At 47.0% G+C, this 16,339-nt stretch carries 15 protein-coding genes; 6 read left to right on the forward strand and 9 right to left on the reverse strand.

From position 1 onward, the window contains the following. Positions 1–84, reverse strand: an 84-nt coding sequence (locus MJO46_RS17865; protein ID WP_242325992.1) for a valyl-tRNA synthetase, incomplete at its 3' end; no start/stop codon positions are given. Between the two features lie 91 nt (positions 85–175). Continuing rightward, complete coding sequence (locus MJO46_RS17870) at positions 176–628, reverse strand: cytochrome c (protein WP_253990488.1); 453 nt, start codon at positions 626–628, stop codon at positions 176–178. Between the two features lie 189 nt (positions 629–817). Here MJO46_RS17870 and trpR point away from each other — a divergent pair, with 189 nt between their 5' ends. Then, positions 818–1,093: a trp operon repressor gene (gene trpR / locus MJO46_RS17875; protein WP_007649781.1), complete on the forward strand. Its 276-nt coding sequence runs from the start codon at positions 818–820 to the stop codon at positions 1,091–1,093. Positions 1,094–1,136: 43 nt separating this feature from the next. Here the strand turns inward: trpR and MJO46_RS17880 are convergent, their stop codons facing one another. Both MJO46_RS17880 and slyD read right to left on the reverse strand, forming a co-directional pair. Beyond that, positions 1,137–1,514: a hypothetical protein gene (locus MJO46_RS17880; protein WP_253990489.1), complete on the reverse strand. Its 378-nt coding sequence runs from the start codon at positions 1,512–1,514 to the stop codon at positions 1,137–1,139. 219 nt (positions 1,515–1,733) lie between these two features. Beyond that, on the reverse strand, positions 1,734–2,405 hold the full coding sequence (slyD, locus tag MJO46_RS17885) for a peptidylprolyl isomerase (RefSeq protein ID WP_253990490.1): 672 nt from the start codon (positions 2,403–2,405) through the stop codon (positions 1,734–1,736). A 644-nt stretch (positions 2,406–3,049) separates the two neighbouring features. On the opposite strand from slyD, the gene thrA reads away from it, so the two are divergent. From thrA to MJO46_RS17910, 5 genes are all read left to right on the forward strand, one after another. Then, positions 3,050–5,518, forward strand: coding sequence for a bifunctional aspartate kinase/homoserine dehydrogenase I (gene thrA / locus MJO46_RS17890; RefSeq protein ID WP_253990491.1), 2,469 nt, complete (start codon positions 3,050–3,052; stop codon positions 5,516–5,518). Continuing rightward, positions 5,515–6,477, forward strand: a complete 963-nt coding sequence (gene thrB, locus MJO46_RS17895) for a homoserine kinase (protein ID WP_253990492.1) — start codon at positions 5,515–5,517, stop codon at positions 6,475–6,477. Before thrA ends, thrB begins: the two co-directional genes overlap by 4 nt. A gap of 69 nt (positions 6,478–6,546) precedes the next feature. Further along, positions 6,547–7,830: a threonine synthase gene (gene thrC / locus MJO46_RS17900; RefSeq protein ID WP_253990493.1), complete on the forward strand. Its 1,284-nt coding sequence runs from the start codon at positions 6,547–6,549 to the stop codon at positions 7,828–7,830. A gap of 272 nt (positions 7,831–8,102) precedes the next feature. Then, positions 8,103–9,023, forward strand: coding sequence for an ABC transporter substrate-binding protein (locus MJO46_RS17905; RefSeq protein WP_253990494.1), 921 nt, complete (start codon positions 8,103–8,105; stop codon positions 9,021–9,023). Between the two features lie 243 nt (positions 9,024–9,266). After that, entirely contained in the window at positions 9,267–12,551 is a 3,285-nt protein-coding gene (locus MJO46_RS17910) for a S41 family peptidase (protein WP_253990495.1), read from the forward strand. 106 nt (positions 12,552–12,657) lie between these two features. Here the strand turns inward: MJO46_RS17910 and MJO46_RS17915 are convergent, their stop codons facing one another. The 5 genes from MJO46_RS17915 to MJO46_RS17935 form a co-directional block, all read right to left on the reverse strand. After that, positions 12,658–13,125 carry a hypothetical protein gene (locus MJO46_RS17915; RefSeq protein ID WP_253990496.1) on the reverse strand — a complete coding sequence of 156 codons (468 nt, stop codon included), beginning with the start codon at positions 13,123–13,125 and terminating at the stop codon, positions 12,658–12,660. Positions 13,126–13,280: 155 nt separating this feature from the next. Then, complete coding sequence (locus MJO46_RS17920) at positions 13,281–13,718, reverse strand: OsmC family protein (protein ID WP_253990497.1); 438 nt, start codon at positions 13,716–13,718, stop codon at positions 13,281–13,283. Between the two features lie 84 nt (positions 13,719–13,802). After that, the gene (locus MJO46_RS17925) at positions 13,803–14,153 is read right to left on the reverse strand and encodes a DUF3325 domain-containing protein (protein ID WP_253990498.1); all 351 of its coding nucleotides are present in this window, start codon (positions 14,151–14,153) and stop codon (positions 13,803–13,805) included. Next, the gene (locus tag MJO46_RS17930; RefSeq protein WP_253990499.1) at positions 14,150–15,841 is read right to left on the reverse strand and encodes a PepSY domain-containing protein; all 1,692 of its coding nucleotides are present in this window, start codon (positions 15,839–15,841) and stop codon (positions 14,150–14,152) included. The genes MJO46_RS17925 and MJO46_RS17930 overlap by 4 nt, the downstream gene beginning before the upstream one ends. Before the next feature lies 1 nt (position 15,842). Beyond that, complete coding sequence (locus tag MJO46_RS17935; protein WP_253990500.1) at positions 15,843–16,226, reverse strand: DUF3649 domain-containing protein; 384 nt, start codon at positions 16,224–16,226, stop codon at positions 15,843–15,845. Positions 16,227–16,339 lie beyond the last annotated feature (113 nt).

A 16,339-nucleotide genomic window follows, 5' to 3' on the forward strand; every position in this document is an offset into this window, starting at 1 on the left:
AACACGCTCTACAACGCCTAATTTAAAGGCTAAGGTGTAATCTCGTTGTGTGCGCTTACGGCTTGAGTTAATTGATGTTGTCATAAAGAAGTCCTCTTTATGTCAACGTATTTCAGGACGGGACAGCCCAATAAAAAAAGCCTGCGAAATTGCAGGCTTTTTTATGGTGGAAAATTTAGTCTTTCTTATAAGCGTCGTGACAACCTTTGCAGCTTTTACCTGTGTCCATAAAGGCTTGCTTGATTGCGGCTTGATCACCCTTTTGCGCCACAGTAGCTAGAATGGCTGCATTTTCTTGGAAGGTTTTCATTTTTGCATCGAAATCCGCTCTATCTTGCCATACTTTAGCTAAAGCTTCGGTTTCGCCTTTATCTGAACCGTCAATAAAACCTTCAAAAGGAATTTTTGATAACGCAGCAACATTGGCAGCGCGCATTGCAAAGGTTTCTGCTTCGAAAGGCTTTTTACCTTTCATCATGGCTCCCATATCACCGAAGTTATAGGCAATAAGGCTAAATGCGGATTGGCGATATTCAATCGCATCTTTTGCATCTTCGAAATTGTGTGCTTGAGCTGCTGAAACCAGTAAGGTGGTGCTGGCCACAAGAGTAAGGAGTAATTTTTTCATTGTATTCTCACAAATTAGCGTCGAAGTGTGACATTGCGCTCCTATTGTACACAAATTAACTTGATGTACTAGAAGCAATTTTGTCAGTTTTTGTCTAGATAGTATGAAGAAACGTAACAAGTTATTTGTTACGTAAGTAAATCTGTTAGACTGCCAATGTAATGCTTTAACAGTACTTTTGGGGCGATTATGCGAGCAAACTGGGATTTAGTGCTAGAACGGATTTTGAGTCATGGGAATTATGAAGATCTTTCCGTGCTATTTCATTTACTGTTAACCGAAGAGGAACGTAGCGCTATCGCGGGACGGCTCAAGGTTTTTCAGCTACTACTCAATGGTGAAATGAGCCAAAGACAAATCGCGGCTGAATTTCAGGTGAGTATTGCAACTATTACCCGCTGTTCTAACTATTTGAAGAATATGACTCCAGAGCATAGGGCGACAATTCAGAAACTTATCGATTAGTGGAACAACAATTGATGGCGCTCAAGGGCGCCTCAGTTGTTTATCAAAAATGAGGTGATGCTGGCAATCTGTGACGGCGATAGAGTGCACGCCTAAGCAAAATATACAGACTGTAGCTCAGCAGGCAAATGGCGAGCACTGGATAAAGATCCTTTGGCATGAACTTGAAAATAGATAGCGCAGCGAATAGATAGATAAAAGGTAGGAAATTGTAAATTACTTCAGGAAGATAGCCGGATTTTCTACGTCTTGCCGGATCGGTGCGACGGTTTTGAGACCGCTGAATATAGATCCTTGCTCCTAGTATAAAAATCACAGTAGCCGCTATCACGGCGTAATTGATATCGAGTGTAATAAAGCTCGAACTACCAAGCGCTATATAAACATAGGGCAAAATTTCATACAAAGGTTTAGCTAGCATAAGCACTCCGTCGCTTAAATTTAACATCATATCGAATTGAAAATATTCAGATAAGTAGTTGTTAATTCCAAAAGGTAACTCTGTTTTAGAGCTTACTAACAGATTATAATCATTTCTGTATAAAAAAAGCACTCCCTTATGTAAGGAAGTGCTTCATTACGGTAAAGTGAAAAACATAGCTAAATTAATGCTAGTTTAAAACTTAAGCCGAGCGACTTGTTAACCGCGGCAGCCACAACCACCATTGCCATCACAGCCGGTTTTAGGCGTGTCACAGGCTTCGTGCTCTTCATGGCTATGTGAATGGTGGTGATGTCCATGATCGTGGTCAGAACCACCACAGCAGCCGCCCGCTTCTTCTTTGCCTGAACCGCCACAGCATCCACCGCCATGGTCGTGATCATGTCCATGACTGCCACAACCGCCATGGGCGTGAATATGACCGTGGGCGATTTCTTCGGCAGTCCCTTCACGCACATCAAGAATTTCGATGCTAAAGCTCAAGGCTTGACCTGCTAAAGGGTGGTTGCCATCAACGATGACTACATCATCCTTGACTTCGACAACTTGAACTGGGCGTTGACCCATTTCAGTTTCGGCAATAAAACGCATACCTGGAACGATATCTTCGATATCACCAAAGGCTTCTAGGGGGACGGCTTGGCGGAGACCATCGTGGTAAGGGCCGTAGGCTTCTTCGGCGCTGATGGTTACATCAAGTTTTTCGCCTTTGACCTTGCCTTCTAATGCCGCTTCTAAACCTGGGATCAGGTTTTCGGTGCCATGCAAATACAGCATAGGTTCTGCGCTAAAAGAGTCTTCTAGCAGTCTGCCTTCTTGGTCTGATAAACGGTAATGAATGGTTACCGCGCTGTGTTGGGTGATCTTCATATCGCCTCCGGTTCGGAATGTGCGCGCATAATAACGTGCTTTTTTGGCGCTGGCGATAATTTGAAGCAGCTTATGTTAGATATCGCACAGCTTTTTTTTCGGTGGATTAACCGCTGTTTTGTGCTGTGGATTATGTGTAATGTGATTTTTGCTCGTTAGCTTATTAATATGCTCTGAGTGACAAGATGGAACAAATAAATGAGTCATAAAAAATAACTGATAAATAATTTTATGAAAAATAAGTGATTTTTATGTGTTTATTCGGTGGCGTTACGTTAACGTCAACAGTTATCTGTTGCATAAACTGCATTTTTACCCTTAGAAAACTTTATATTAACTAATCTTGATGCAGCATTTTGTTGAGCCTTAAGATTTGCCTATAAATAATCCATTATTAGGGGTTGACAAGCGCGGGTAAAAAAAGCAATTCTGTTTATCAAGAAGTTAACATGGATTAGCCCAAACACATGCATAGCCTAGGTTTCGTAGTAATTACCATTATTACAACCACCACTACAACAACAGTGGGGGCGGGCTGATACACCCTAAAGAATTTTAACGATAAGCCCGCTTCCCACAAAGAAGCGGGCTTTTTTGTTTCTAGCTCTTATTTCTAAGTCGGGCGCGGTACACAGGAGAACAAAATGAAAGTAATGAAATTTGGTGGTACCTCGCTGGCAAATTGGCAGCGATTCTCGATGGCGGCGGATATTGTTGCCAAGGCATCTAAGCTTGAGCCCATAGCCACTGTGCTATCTGCGCCTGCTACTGTGACCAATGCGTTGTTAGAAATGGTCGACGTTGCAGTTAAAGGCGAAGATTATTCCCCAGTGATACAACATGTTGAACGGGTATTTACCTCGCTTTACCAAGATGCGGTGGCTTCTGGACTCTCTAGTGCTCAAAGTGAACACTTGTTTGCAGGTTTAGCGAGTCAGTTGGCATTATGGCAAGATAGACTTCGTGGGATTACCTTGTTGCAAGAGTGTCCCGATGGAATACGTGCCGAAATCGTGGTGGCAGGGGAGCGATTATCTGCGGCCTTGATGGAACAAGTCATGTTAGCAAAGGGCATTACATCGGGTTTGCTCGACCCCCGTGCATTATTTTTGGGGCGTGGGAAACCCTTGGAGTCCGTCGTTGATATCGGCGTGAGTAAACCAAGATTCAAAAATTTAGCCCTCGGGGAAAAGCGGGTGTGGGTGATACCGGGTTTCACCGCCGCCGATGAACAGGGCAAAGTGGTGACGTTAGGCCGCAATGGCTCCGACTATTCTGCCGCCGTGCTCGCCGCCTGTTTAGATGCTTCAAGCTGTGAAATTTGGACCGATGTTGACGGTGTCTATAATACCGATCCTCGAGTGGTAGCTGACGCTAAACTTTTGTCTCAGCTCAGTTATCAAGAGGCGATGGAGCTGTCCTATTTTGGTGCTAAGGTACTGCATCCTAAGACAATTGCCCCTATCGCTCAGTTCCATATTCCCTGTTATATCAAAAACAGTTTCAACCCCGATGCCCCCGGCACTCTGGTATCCAATCAAGCCGATAAGAGCGGTTTGCAGGTTAAAGCTATTTCCAATCTCGATAATCAAACTATGTTTGATGTTTCTGGCCCAGGTATGAAGGGCATGGTTGGCATGGCGAGTCGTACCTTAGCGGCGATTTCCCGCAGCGGCGTGTCTGTGTCTCTCATCACCCAAAGCTCCTCTGAATACAGCATCAGCTTCTGTGTGGCGACGTCTGACTCGGCCAAAGTGAAATGGGCCTTAGAACAAGAATTTGAATTAGAAATAAAAAGTGATTTGCTTGAGCCTATCGCTATGCGCCATGAACTGGCAATTGTGTCATTGATTGGTGATGGCATGCGTACCCACAAAGGGGTTGCGGCGCGTTTCTTCCAAGCCTTAGCACAGGCAAGTGTGAACATTATCGCCATTGCGCAAGGTTCGTCCGAGCGGTCGATTTCGACTGTGATCGAGCAGCGTAAGACTAAGCATGCGGTGGCGGCTTGTCATCAAGGCTTTTTCGATGTGCAGCAATATTTAGATGTGTTTTTAGTGGGTTGTGGCAATGTGGGCGCGGGTCTGCTCGAGCAAATCAAACAGCAGGCGCCAGTCTTGAAGGATCAACATATCAGTATCCGAGTTTGTGGGATTGTGAACTCAAATAAGATGTTACTCGATAGTGCGGGTATCGATTTAAGCAACTGGTCTAGTTTGCTTGCCGATAGTCAGCAAGCCTGTGATATCCCAGCGTTACTCGCATGGGTGAAAGATCAACAATTACTGAATCCCGTGCTGGTGGATTGCACTTCCAGCGAGCAAGTGTCGAACCTGTATTTGGATGTGATGAACGCGGGTTTGCACGTAGTCACGCCGAATAAGAAGTCTAATACCCGCGATTATGCCTATTACCAAGCACTGCGCCAAACGGCATTGAAACAGCGCCGCCAATTTTTATACGAAACCACAGTCGGCGCGGGTTTACCTGTGATCGATAACCTGAAAAAACTGTTATTTGCGGGTGATAAACTGCATAAATTTAACGGTATTTTATCGGGCTCTTTATCCTTTATCTTCGGCATGCTCGATGACGGTATGACACTTTCAGAAGCGACAGGGCTTGCGCGGGAAAAATGTTTTACTGAGCCCGATCCCCGTGATGACTTGAGCGGTATGGATGTGGCGCGTAAAGTGCTCATTCTTGCCCGTGAAGTGGGACTAAAGCTCGAACTCAGTGATGTGCAGGTTGAATCTGTATTGCCTGCCGAGTTTGATGATTCAGGCGATGTCGAAAGCTTTATGGCGCGTTTGCCGCAGGTTGATGCTGCTATTGCCGCTAAAGTGGCGCAGGCCAAAGCCCAAGGTAAAGTGCTGCGTTATGTGGGACAAATTGAAGACGGTGTGTGCCGTGTGCGTATCGCCGAAGTCGATGCACATGATCCGCTTTACAGCGTTAAAGGCGGTGAAAATGCCTTGGCATTCTATAGCCGTTATTATCAGCCCATTCCCTTTGTGCTGCGCGGCTATGGCGCTGGGACTGAAGTAACCGCCGCCGGCGCCTTTGCCGATGTATTAAGAACCTTGAATTGGACCCGTGAGGTGAATGTATGAGTTTGACCGTTTATGCTCCAGCCTCTATGGGTAATGTGGGAGTCGGATTTGATTTATTGGGCGCCGCTTTGGCGCCGATAGACGGCAGTTTACTCGGCGATAGAGTGACAATCGCCGCAACAAAGTCGGGTGTGAGCCTGACACAAACCGGCGCTTGGGCCCATAAACTACCTGCCAATCCGCAAGACAATATTGTGTACCAATGTGCCGAATTCTTCTTAACCGCCCTGAGTAAGGAGTATTTAGAAGCACTGGGTAAAGCAGATGAAGGCGTAGCGCTGACACTGGAAAAGAACCTGCCAGTCGGCAGTGGGTTAGGGTCTAGTGCCAGCTCAGTCGTGGCGGCGTTATATGCCTTGAATGAACATTTTGACCGACCCTATAACGAGCAAGCACTGCTTGAACTGATGGGCGAGTTTGAAGGGAAGATCAGTGGCAGTGTGCACTATGACAACGTCGCCCCCTGTTACTTGGGCGGCATGCAATTGATGCTCAATGTGCCGGGGACAGTTTGCGAAGCGATACCGATCTTTAAAGAATGGTATTGGGTTGTGGCCTATCCAGGGATTTCACTCTCGACGGCGATGATGCGTAAACTCATGCCCGATCAATACGATAAAAGTGTCACTATCGATTTTGGCCGTTATTTAAGTGCCTTTGTTCATGCGTCTTACCAGCAGAATGCCAAGCTTGCGATCAGCGTATTAAAGGATGTGTTAGCCGAGCCTTACCGCGCCGCCGCGATTCCTGGTTACGACAATGCCAGAGCCGCGTTAGCCGATTTAGGTATGTTGACAACGGGGATTTCGGGCAGTGGCCCAACGCTGTTTTCGATTACCGATGATTTAGCCACGGCCAATGTCGCTAAAGCCTGGTTAGAGCAGCATTACTTGACCGAGGAAGGTGGTTTTGCCCACGTGTGTCGCCTAGATGAGCAGGGCACGCGCAGGGTCGATTAATCGTCAATTTAGTTAAGACTAAGCACCAGAATTAGCATTTAAGCTTTAGCATCAAAAGGTTGAGTTAGCATGGAACTATATAATTTAAAACACCCTTCGCAGAAAGTGAGCTTTAAGGAAGCGGTACAACTGGGGTTAGGTAAAGACAGAGGTTTGTTCTTCCCCACCCAAATACCCGTATTAGACGATATAGAAGGGTTACTGGCGTTGCCATTCGTTGAGCGTAGTAAAAAAGTGCTCGGCGCATGGCTGGCATCTGAACTAGGCCAAGATGCGGTCGATGAACTGGTTGAGCGTGCCTTTAACTTCGATTTACCTTTGGTTGCCGTCGATGAGCAGCGCTCCTGCCTCGAACTGTTCCACGGTCCTACTCTGGCATTTAAAGATTTTGGCGCACGTTTTATGGCGCAGTGCGTCAATGCCTTTGTGGGGGACACGCGTCTAACTATTCTGACTGCGACCTCGGGCGACACTGGCGCTGCGGTTGCCGATGCGTTTTACGGGCTTGAGAAAGTCAATGTGGTGGTGCTCTATCCTAAGGGCAAAATTAGTGAACTACAGGAGAAGATGTTCACGACTCTAGGCAAAAATATCCACACAGTCGCTATCGAGTCTGACTTTGATGCCTGCCAAGATCTGGTTAAGCGCGCCTTTGATGATCCCGAAGTTCGTGATGGGCTGAGCTTAAACTCGGCAAATTCTATCAACATCAGTCGCTTACTCGCGCAAATTTGCTATTACTTTGAAGCGGTTACCCAGTCTAAGCAGCGCCACAGCGCCGATCCTGTGATTTCAGTGCCAAGTGGTAATTTTGGTAACCTCACCGCAGGTTTATTTGCCAAAGCCATGGGGTTACCGGTTAAACGCTTTATCGCCGCCACCAATGCTAACGATACTGTGCCGCGTTACTTAGACAATGGTCAATGGCAGCCCAATCCGACTCAAGCGACCATGTCCAATGCGATGGATGTGAGTGAGCCCAGTAATTGGCCGCGTGTGGAAGCGATTTGTGAGAAATTAGGCTGGCCGTTGAGTAACTTAGTGGGGATCCGTTTATCCGAGGAGCAAACCTCGCAGGCATTAGCCGAGTTATATGCTCAAGGCTATGTGTCTGAGCCCCATGCGGCGATCGCGGCTAAGGCATTATCTTTAACCTTAGTGCCCGACGAAGTGGGCATATTTTTGGGGACGGCGCATCCCGCTAAATTTAAGGATGTAGTGGATAGGGAGCTAAAACTTGATTTACCCCTGCCAGCTGAGCTTGAGGCTGTGGCGACTAAGACCATTTTATCTGCAGAGTTACCCGCAGACTTTGCCACATTGAAGGCGCATTTATTGGCTGTACTCGCCTAGTCTTAGGCTAAATAGCCGTTTCTGATTCTAGATCTCTGCATCCTGTGATGTAACATAATTAGGGGCAGTTATTTAGAGACATAAATGGCGAGTTTGTATAGAAGGGGAGCTATGCTCCCTTTTTGCTAGTGCCTGCTGAGTACCGATACACTTTGATGCTGTAAATGAGCGTTTATTGGGAGAGATATTTCGCTTATGGCGTCAACCCTAGGTGCGGACTACCCTTATTAATGATGAGGGGAAACCCTCTGAATTTAGTGTCATTGGATTTGATGCTTTTATCACTGGGAGTGTGTTATTACCTGCGGGGCCAAATTGTGCCTATATTAAGGTTAAAACTGAGCTGTATTTTTATATGGTTTATCTGCGTCTTGCCCGCCCACAGTGCGTCGCCAGCAAGGGCTGGTTTTGCTTGTCCTAATCCTATTAAAGTTGGTTATAACGATTGGGCACCCTACGCATGGCAAGATCCCCAAGGTGAGGCTCAGGGACTCGATGTCGAGTTGATGCGTTCATTTGCCCAATTTCTAGGCTGTGACGTGAATTTTATCAACGTGCCCGCTAAACGTTCGCATCAAATGTTAAAGGCTGGCGCTCTCGATGTGATGATGGGGGCCACTAAAACCCAAGACCGCCAAGAATATGCATTATTCTCCGAAGACTATCGAAATGAAGCAGTACGCCTCTTTGTATTAGATGAGAAAAAAGAACAAATTCACTTGGGCCAATGGCAGGATATCTTTACCCACAAATTGCGTTTGCTTGTTCCGACAAGTGGTTGGTATGGTAATGATTACCATGATTCTCAGGGGCGACTCGAGCAAGCGCAATTATTAGTCTTGAGTCCCAGTCTCGATAAATCTGTACAAATGCTCTATCACGGTCGTGGGGATTTAATCATAGGTGATGCTATGGCAGTTCCCTATATTGCCAACCAATATCAAGGCGTTAAGTTAGCACCTCTCAGATTAGTATTAGAGGAAAATCCAATCCATCTGATGCTCAGTAAGGTGAGCATGTCAGCCTTACAGCTCACACAGATAAATACTGCTATTCGTACTTTGAAAGATAATGGCGAAATCGCCAGAGTGCTATTGAAATGGCAGCAGATCTCCCTCGCGCAACAAACCAATATGAGCCGTCAGAACCATACCCAAGAGGTTCGTTATACTTTAGCTTTGATTTATCCCTAATTGCGCGATAATCACTGAGTGATTTATTGAGTCCCCTTGCTGGTAACGCTATGACACATTTGCTAAAACTTCTCCGTTTTGAAGTTACTGAACTCTCTATCAAATTCTGCTAGCTTGATGGGCTAAATTATCAAACTCTAGGTTTGATTAACGCACATTGCGCAAAAGCTTATTACAAAAGCTCATTATAAAGTCCATGCAAAGGATCCATTGCTAACAATAACAATAGGATAAAGGCCATTTATGAAACTTCGTCATTCCGTTGCCTGCTGTATGCTCGCCCTTGGCACATTAACAGCGTTCCAAACCATCGCCGCCGATGCGGTGAGCAATCAAGGCTATTACCGCGCGCCAGCCCTGCAGGATCAAACCTTAGTCTTTACCGCTGAAGGGGATTTATGGACTCAGACCTTAGGTCAAAAAGCGGCGACGCGCTTAACAAGCTTACCCGCAGAAGAGCTAGGGGCCACTATTTCGGCCGATGGTAAATGGGTTGCTTATGTGGCCAACTATGAAGGCGCGAGCGAAGTGTATGTGATCCCCATTACGGGCGGTGTCGCTAAACGGGTGAGTTTTGAAAATAGCCGTGTGCGGGTTCAGGGCTGGACCGCCAAAGGCGAAATTTTATATTCCACCGACACTGGTTTCGGTCCTGCTAATAATTGGATGCTGCGCAGCGTCGATCCTAAAACCCTTATGACCACAGATTTACCCTTAGCCGATGCGGTCGAAGGTGTGATTGATGATCGCAACGAATATGTGTACTTCACCCGCTTTGGTCTGCAAGTGACGGGCGATAACGCCAAAGTGTACCGTGGCGGCGCAAAAGGCGAATTATGGCGCTTTAAACTTGGCAGCAAAACCGAGGCACAGTTGCTTAGCGGCCAACACGACGGCTCAGTGCGCCAACCTATGCTGTGGCAGGATAGGCTCTATTTTATCAGCGACAGCAATGGTAACGACAATCTCTGGTCGATGGCGCTCGATGGTTCAGATGCAAAACAGTTGACCCAATTTAAAGATTGGCAAGTCCGCGGTGCACGGATGGCCCAAGGAAAAGTGGTATTTCAGTTAGGTGCGGATATCCATGTGTTTGATATTGCCGCCGCTAAAGACTCGTTACTCAATATTGAACTCACCTCCGATTTTGCCGAGCGCCGCGAGCACTGGGTGAAAGACCCTATGGATTACGCTTCTTCGACTAATTTGGCCCCTGCTGGCGATAAAGTGGTGATCACCGCCCGCAGCCATGTGGCGATCGCGGGTGTTGATGGATCGCGTTTAGTGCAAGTGGCACTGCCGGGAACCTATCGCGTTAGGGAAGCGGTGCTTAGTCAAGATGGCAAGTCGGTTTATGCGATTAGCGATATGACGGGTCAGCAGGAAATTTGGCAATTCCCCGCCGATGGTAGCAGTGGCGCTAAACAACTGACCAAAGACGGTCATACCTTAAGAATGAGCCTGAATTTGTCCAGTGACGGTCGGTTTATCGCCCATGACGATAATGATGGCAATGTTTGGCTGCTCGACTTAAAGAAAAATACCAATCAAAAAATCATCACTAACGGCGAGGGACTTGGGCCTTATGCCGATATCCGCTGGTCCGGTGACAGCCGTTTTATTGCATTAACTAAGTCGGAAATCGGTAAACAACGTCCGCAAATCGTTCTGTATTCAGTGGATGAAAATAAGGCCGAGACGCTCACAAGCGACAAATACGAGTCCTATTCGCCAACCTTTAGCAGTGACGGCCAGTGGCTATATTTCCTATCGAATCGCCAATTCAGCGCAACACCAAGTTCACCTTGGGGCGATAGAAACATGGGTCCTGTGTTTGATAAACGCAGCCAAATTTTTGCCATCGCACTGGTCAAAAATGCCAAATTCCCCTTTAGTAAACCCAATGAACTCGAATCGAACCAAGTTGAAAAAACCGATGCTAAGGATAAACCGAGTCCAGTGAAAATCGATTGGGCGGGGATCTCTCAGCGTTTATGGCAAGTGCCTGTCGATTCAGGCAATTACAGTAAACTGCGCGTCGTCGATGATAGACTTTATCTGTTAGATCAAGCTATTGGTGACGATGTCGCCCCTAATTTAATGACCATCAAATTTGACCGATTAAGCCCCAAAGTCGAGGTTTTTGCCGAGGACATTGGCCAATATGAGGTTTCTGCCGATGGTAAAAAGCTGATGCTACGTAAGCACAGTAATGAGAAATCACTCCTGATCGTTGATGGCGGTGATAAATTAGGTGATACGGATAATGCCAAAGTGCAAACGGAACAATGGCAGCTAGCGATTTCTCCCCAGCTTGAATGGCAACAAATGTTTGAAGATGCTTGGTTGATGCACCGAGAGTCTTTCTTCGACAAGAAGATGCGCGGCCTCGATTGGCAAGCCACTAAGGCTAAATATCAGCCTTTGCTCGACCGTTTGACCGATCGTAACGAACTGAACGACATTTTCATGCAAATGATGGGCGAGTTAGATTCTTTGCACTCACAGGTGCGCGGTGGTGATTTACCTCAAGATCCAGATGCGGCTAAAGTGGCAAGTCTTGGTGCGCGCCTACAACAAACGGCAGATGGCGTTAAAATTGCGCATATTTACAATAACGATCCTGAGTTACCTGCAAATGCTTCACCGTTAAACCGTATTGAAGTCGATGCTAAAGCAGGCGATATGCTGCTGGCGATTAATGGCACGCCAGTGGCGAATGTGGCCGATGTCACGCGCCTTTTACGCAATCAACAGGACAAACAAGTCTTACTGCAGCTTAAGCGTGGCAGCCAAACCCATAAAACCATAGTTATGCCCGTCAGTGCTGTGGTGGACAGCCAATTACGTTACTTAGATTGGGTGAGCCATAACGCGGCAGTGGTCAAGGAGTCTAGCCAGGGTAAGATGGGTTATTTGCATTTATATGCCATGGGCGGTGGGGATATTGAAAGTTTCGCCCGTGAATTCTATGCCAATTACGATAAAGACGGTTTGATTATTGATGTTCGCCGTAACCGCGGTGGCAATATTGATAGTTGGATTATCGAGAAGTTATTGCGCCGCGCTTGGGCGTTCTGGCAACCGACCCACGGCACGCCAAACACCAATATGCAGCAAACTTTCCGCGGCCATTTAGTGGTGTTAACCGATGAATTGACCTATTCCGACGGCGAAACCTTCTCCGCTGGGATTAAAGCGCTCGGTATTGCACCGCTGATTGGTAAGCAAACGGCAGGAGCGGGCGTGTGGCTATCTGGGCGAAACTCGCTGACCGATAAAGGCATGGCGCGGGTGGCGGAGTATCCACAGTATGCGATGGATGGCCGCTGGGTGCTGGAAGGCTATGGCGTGACGCCGGATATCGAAGTCGATAACTTACCTTTCGCTACCTTTAATGGCAAAGATGCGCAGCTCGAGGCGGCGATAAGCTACCTAAAAGATGAGCTAGTGAAACAACCTATTCCCGCCTTAAAGGCGCAACCTATGCCTGCAACAGGTATGGCCCAGGATATTAAAGCTAAGTAGTTGATGTTTAAGTTCAGTATTTAACTGAAATTTAAGCTATCTAGGTTAAGATGCTTAGGTACAAAGTTAGGGTGTTGTCTTGTAGTTCCCGAGACAACACCCATTTTTATGCCCATTCATCGACATCGTTACTCGCTTCTACATAGGTTTGCATAGTGTTTATTTGTTGTTGATATGCGAGGTGATTGACACTCGCGGCCCTAGCTTCTTCGTTATTGCTTAGGTAATAGGCCGTCGGGGCTGAAATCCCTTCGCTATTTCCCATTGCAATGTTCGTCATATCGGATACGACCTGATACTTCATTTTGGCTTCTTGAAAGGCAACATATTTTTCGATGTTGTCCTCAATCTGCGGCATATCCGGCACACTGGGTAGCGGAGTGGACTCTGCTTTCTCTTCGGCTTGAGCCTCAATTTGTGCAAGCTGTCTTGCTTCACTGGAGATGGTCACTGTTTCCGAGGACGCGGGCGGTAAATTCGTTTGGGTCGAATTCAACCAAGGTGCAGAATGGTTGGCATTGATGTATTTGCTTGCATTTACGCTTGCGACATAAGCGTTAGATTGGATATGCATGGCTTACCTCTTTCAAATCAAGACTGATAAATCGAGTCACTCAAGTGGGAGGTATCGTACGGTAAAAAAGCTGGACCTAAGCTGAATAGAGTATAATTTAAGCAGCGTAAAAGATGTTGGGCAAGCAAGCCTAAGCGCAAACTTGCCCTAATAGCTTAAAACTTGATGTGGATATCTGTTGCTAAACTATTGGCAATAAAGCAGTTAGCGTGTGCTTTTTCGTGGATCTTTTCGATCGTTTCTCGACTGACATCGACACCATCGGCAAAGATCACTTTAGGATTGAGCACCATTTTGGTGACGGCTAACTTGCCTGCGTCATTTTTTCCAAGTTCAGCCGTGGCTTCATCTACGTAGGAGACAACGGGTAAGCGCTTAAGATGCGCAATCGCGAGGAAGGTCAACATATGGCATGAGGATAAGGCCGCCAACAGGCTTTCCTCTGGATTGACATTCTGTTTATTGCCTTTGTATTCCGGTGCGGATGATGCCTGAATCGTTTGGCCGCTACCAAAGGTAATGCTGTGATCTCGACAAAATTCGCCCTCTTCGGCGGGGGAGGTTTGCCAGTTAACCGTTAAGTTAAAGCCCATTATTTTCTCCTATCAGAAGGACATCAGGGCACTATAGCCTAGCTGTGTTCACTTAGCTATGGCCTGCACTAAGTGAACTCGAAGTTATAACCCAGCGCTAAATAATAGGCTGCTAGTGAGTACACTGCCTGTGACTATGCCAATAGGTAAATGTCGAGGGCTGTAGCTTAGGGTGAGAATAACCAGCATTGCCGCCAGAGAAATAATCCCCATAAACAAGATACTTCCGTAGGCCCAGCCTTGATCCCGCACGCAGGCACTTAAGCTGAACATCAGCAATAACCATGCAAATAAGCTTAATAGACGGCTCTGCCACTGAGCCGGGGGACGATTAAAGACATCCTTAAAATGGCCAAATTTGGCTAAGGCGAATAGGGAGAGGGAGAGATAACTCAAGCCTAAAATCCCAAGTACGGGAATAAATGCGGGCATCATGGTTTAGCTTCCTCCATTGAAGGCGAGGTGAGTTCGTTGGCAAGGGATGTTTTTGGCTCGCCGCGGCGTGCCTTATCGGCCTTGGTATTCGTTGAGGCTTTTCTTGCCTGGCGTTTCGCGGGAGCGGCTTTTGTAATCAGCGTTAATTTTTTACTGGCAAATAGCATAGCGCCGCCGAGTAGAATGGCGAGCAGATCAAACCCGACTAAAGCCCATTGCTGGGATTGGATATTATCAATGAGATTGCTTGGCGATGTGAAGGCATTGAGCACGGGTAGTGCGCAGCATAAGGTTCCTGTGAGTATTAATGCCGTTTGCCACTGACGACGTGAACGGCCAAAGCAAGCCCAGACTCCCATCGCCACTAACGCGATAAAGAAGCTGTGCACTTCCCATTCAGCGCGGCCCGCAAAGCTTGTCGGTAGCAGACGGTTTGCGTAAAAGAAGCTCACGGCGCCTAAAGGTAACCCTAAGATAAACATGAAATTTAGTCCTTCAACTAGGCGCAGTCCAAAGCTTGGTTTCTCGCCTTTATCTATGGCTTTTTGCTGTTTTTGCCGTAGACGAATAGCCCACATCAAGGTGCCAGTGGCAACCATAGCGCAGCCCAATAAGCCACAGAAAAAGAACAATATACGTAATAACGGGGCGGCAAAACGCGCCGTGTGCAGTGACATCATAGTGTCGTAGGTTGCCAAAGCCCCCGAGGCTTGGTGCGGGCTGGCATATTTAAGCTCACCATTTACGCCGTTAAATATCATAATGTTAGCTTCATCGGTCACAGTTTTACCTGTGTTTTGATAGAAGGTTACTTGGCTATTTTGATCGTTAGGGTATGACACTATCACTTGCTTAATTGGTGCATCGCCCCACTCGGCTTGCACCTGCGGCAGTAATTGACTCAGTTGTACCTGGGGCGTGCTAATCCCTGCGGCTTTTTCGGTTTGTCTGGCGGGATTAAGCTCCTTTAAAAAGGCTTGGTTATCGCCCGAATAGGCGGTATCCACTGTCCATGGGATATAGATCAACATCAGGGTGATAAGCCCAGTATAAGTGATCATCAAATGGTAGGGCAGGGCGATAACTGAGCTTACATTGTGCGCATCTAACCAAGAGCGGGCACCTTTATCCCGTCTAAAACTGAACAAATCTTTGAAGATGCGTTTGTGGATCACTATGCCGCTGATAAGGGCGATCAACATAAACATAGTGCAAACACCGACGATATAGCGGGCGGTTATCGCGGACATATAATGCAAATCAAAGTGCAGCCGATAGAAAAAATCGCCACCGCGACTCTCGCGCACTTCTGAGATCATGCCGCTACCATCGGCTAGGGCTACATCTTCTTCTATCTTGCCGCGGCGTTGACCTTTTTCCGGCGGCAGTTGCCAGCTAAAACTTAAAAAGGGTTTACGTTCGGATGGGAAGTTGATCATCCAGCGCTGCGCCGTTTCGGGCGAATGGGTTTCTAGGTAACGCTGGCCGCTGTCTAATTGCTCCTCGAGTGTATCGGCTCGATAGTCTTGATAAACTCCTTTATGTAGCTCGGGTTCATTCCAAAGGCTGATCTCATGGCGAAAATAGCTCAAACTGCCCGCAAAGAAAATGAGCAGTAGTACCCAACATACGAGCAAGCCTGCCCAGGTATGTAGCCAAGATAAGGTTCTAAAAAATGTCTCTTTCATCCTACAGCCCACACACCTTAATTAATCCAAAACACAGTAAACTCACTAGGCCTAAATCTCGCCATGCATGCCAGGTTTTACGTACACAAAAGGCGTAAATGATGGCGATGGCATAGAACAAAAAGGACAACATATTGGCGGTTAAGGTACTTTCTAGCCTTGGCATGGGCAGCGCTAATGTCAGTAGGCTGGCCAGAGTAGCGGCTGCAATATAACCCGCGAGCAGGGCTGCACTCGCACGGGCGAAGACTTTGAAGGCAAATAGCGATTGCTCTTGCTTAAACCATTGCACAATCTGCACAATTCCCCGTGAAATCAATGAGAACGAGCGTATTTGCGCTGCAGATGATTGCGTTGAGGTTTCAAGCGCAGGTGTATTAGACATAAGTACCACTTCTCATTCCGTGTCTAGATGACGCTGTTTTGGTTTTTTGCTCAGGGGCTAATTATGGCCACTGTGCATTAGAGGCAAAGCGCAACTGGGTTGCATTCATAAGT

Source organism: Shewanella sp. KJ2020, from assembly GCF_024197625.1.
Classification (GTDB): Bacteria; Pseudomonadota; Gammaproteobacteria; order Enterobacterales; family Shewanellaceae; genus Shewanella.

Bases quoted from the DNA above. Each gene is read 5' to 3' on its own strand.
- MJO46_RS17870 (WP_253990488.1), bottom strand. From the start codon at position 628: ATGAAAAAATTACTCCTTACTCTTGTGGCCAGCACCACCTTACTGGTT.
- trpR (WP_007649781.1), top strand. From the start codon at position 818: ATGCGAGCAAACTGGGATTTAGTGCTAGAACGGATTTTGAGTCATGGG.
- MJO46_RS17880 (WP_253990489.1), bottom strand. From the start codon at position 1,514: ATGCTAGCTAAACCTTTGTATGAAATTTTGCCCTATGTTTATATAGCG.
- slyD (WP_253990490.1), bottom strand. From the start codon at position 2,405: ATGAAGATCACCCAACACAGCGCGGTAACCATTCATTACCGTTTATCA.
- thrA (WP_253990491.1), top strand. From the start codon at position 3,050: ATGAAAGTAATGAAATTTGGTGGTACCTCGCTGGCAAATTGGCAGCGA.
- thrB (WP_253990492.1), top strand. From the start codon at position 5,515: ATGAGTTTGACCGTTTATGCTCCAGCCTCTATGGGTAATGTGGGAGTC.
- thrC (WP_253990493.1), top strand. From the start codon at position 6,547: ATGGAACTATATAATTTAAAACACCCTTCGCAGAAAGTGAGCTTTAAG.
- MJO46_RS17905 (WP_253990494.1), top strand. From the start codon at position 8,103: ATGCTTTTATCACTGGGAGTGTGTTATTACCTGCGGGGCCAAATTGTG.
- MJO46_RS17910 (WP_253990495.1), top strand. From the start codon at position 9,267: ATGAAACTTCGTCATTCCGTTGCCTGCTGTATGCTCGCCCTTGGCACA.
- MJO46_RS17915 (WP_253990496.1), bottom strand. From the start codon at position 13,125: ATGCATATCCAATCTAACGCTTATGTCGCAAGCGTAAATGCAAGCAAA.
- MJO46_RS17920 (WP_253990497.1), bottom strand. From the start codon at position 13,718: ATGGGCTTTAACTTAACGGTTAACTGGCAAACCTCCCCCGCCGAAGAG.
- MJO46_RS17925 (WP_253990498.1), bottom strand. From the start codon at position 14,153: ATGATGCCCGCATTTATTCCCGTACTTGGGATTTTAGGCTTGAGTTAT.
- MJO46_RS17930 (WP_253990499.1), bottom strand. From the start codon at position 15,841: ATGAAAGAGACATTTTTTAGAACCTTATCTTGGCTACATACCTGGGCA.
- MJO46_RS17935 (WP_253990500.1), bottom strand. From the start codon at position 16,226: ATGTCTAATACACCTGCGCTTGAAACCTCAACGCAATCATCTGCAGCG.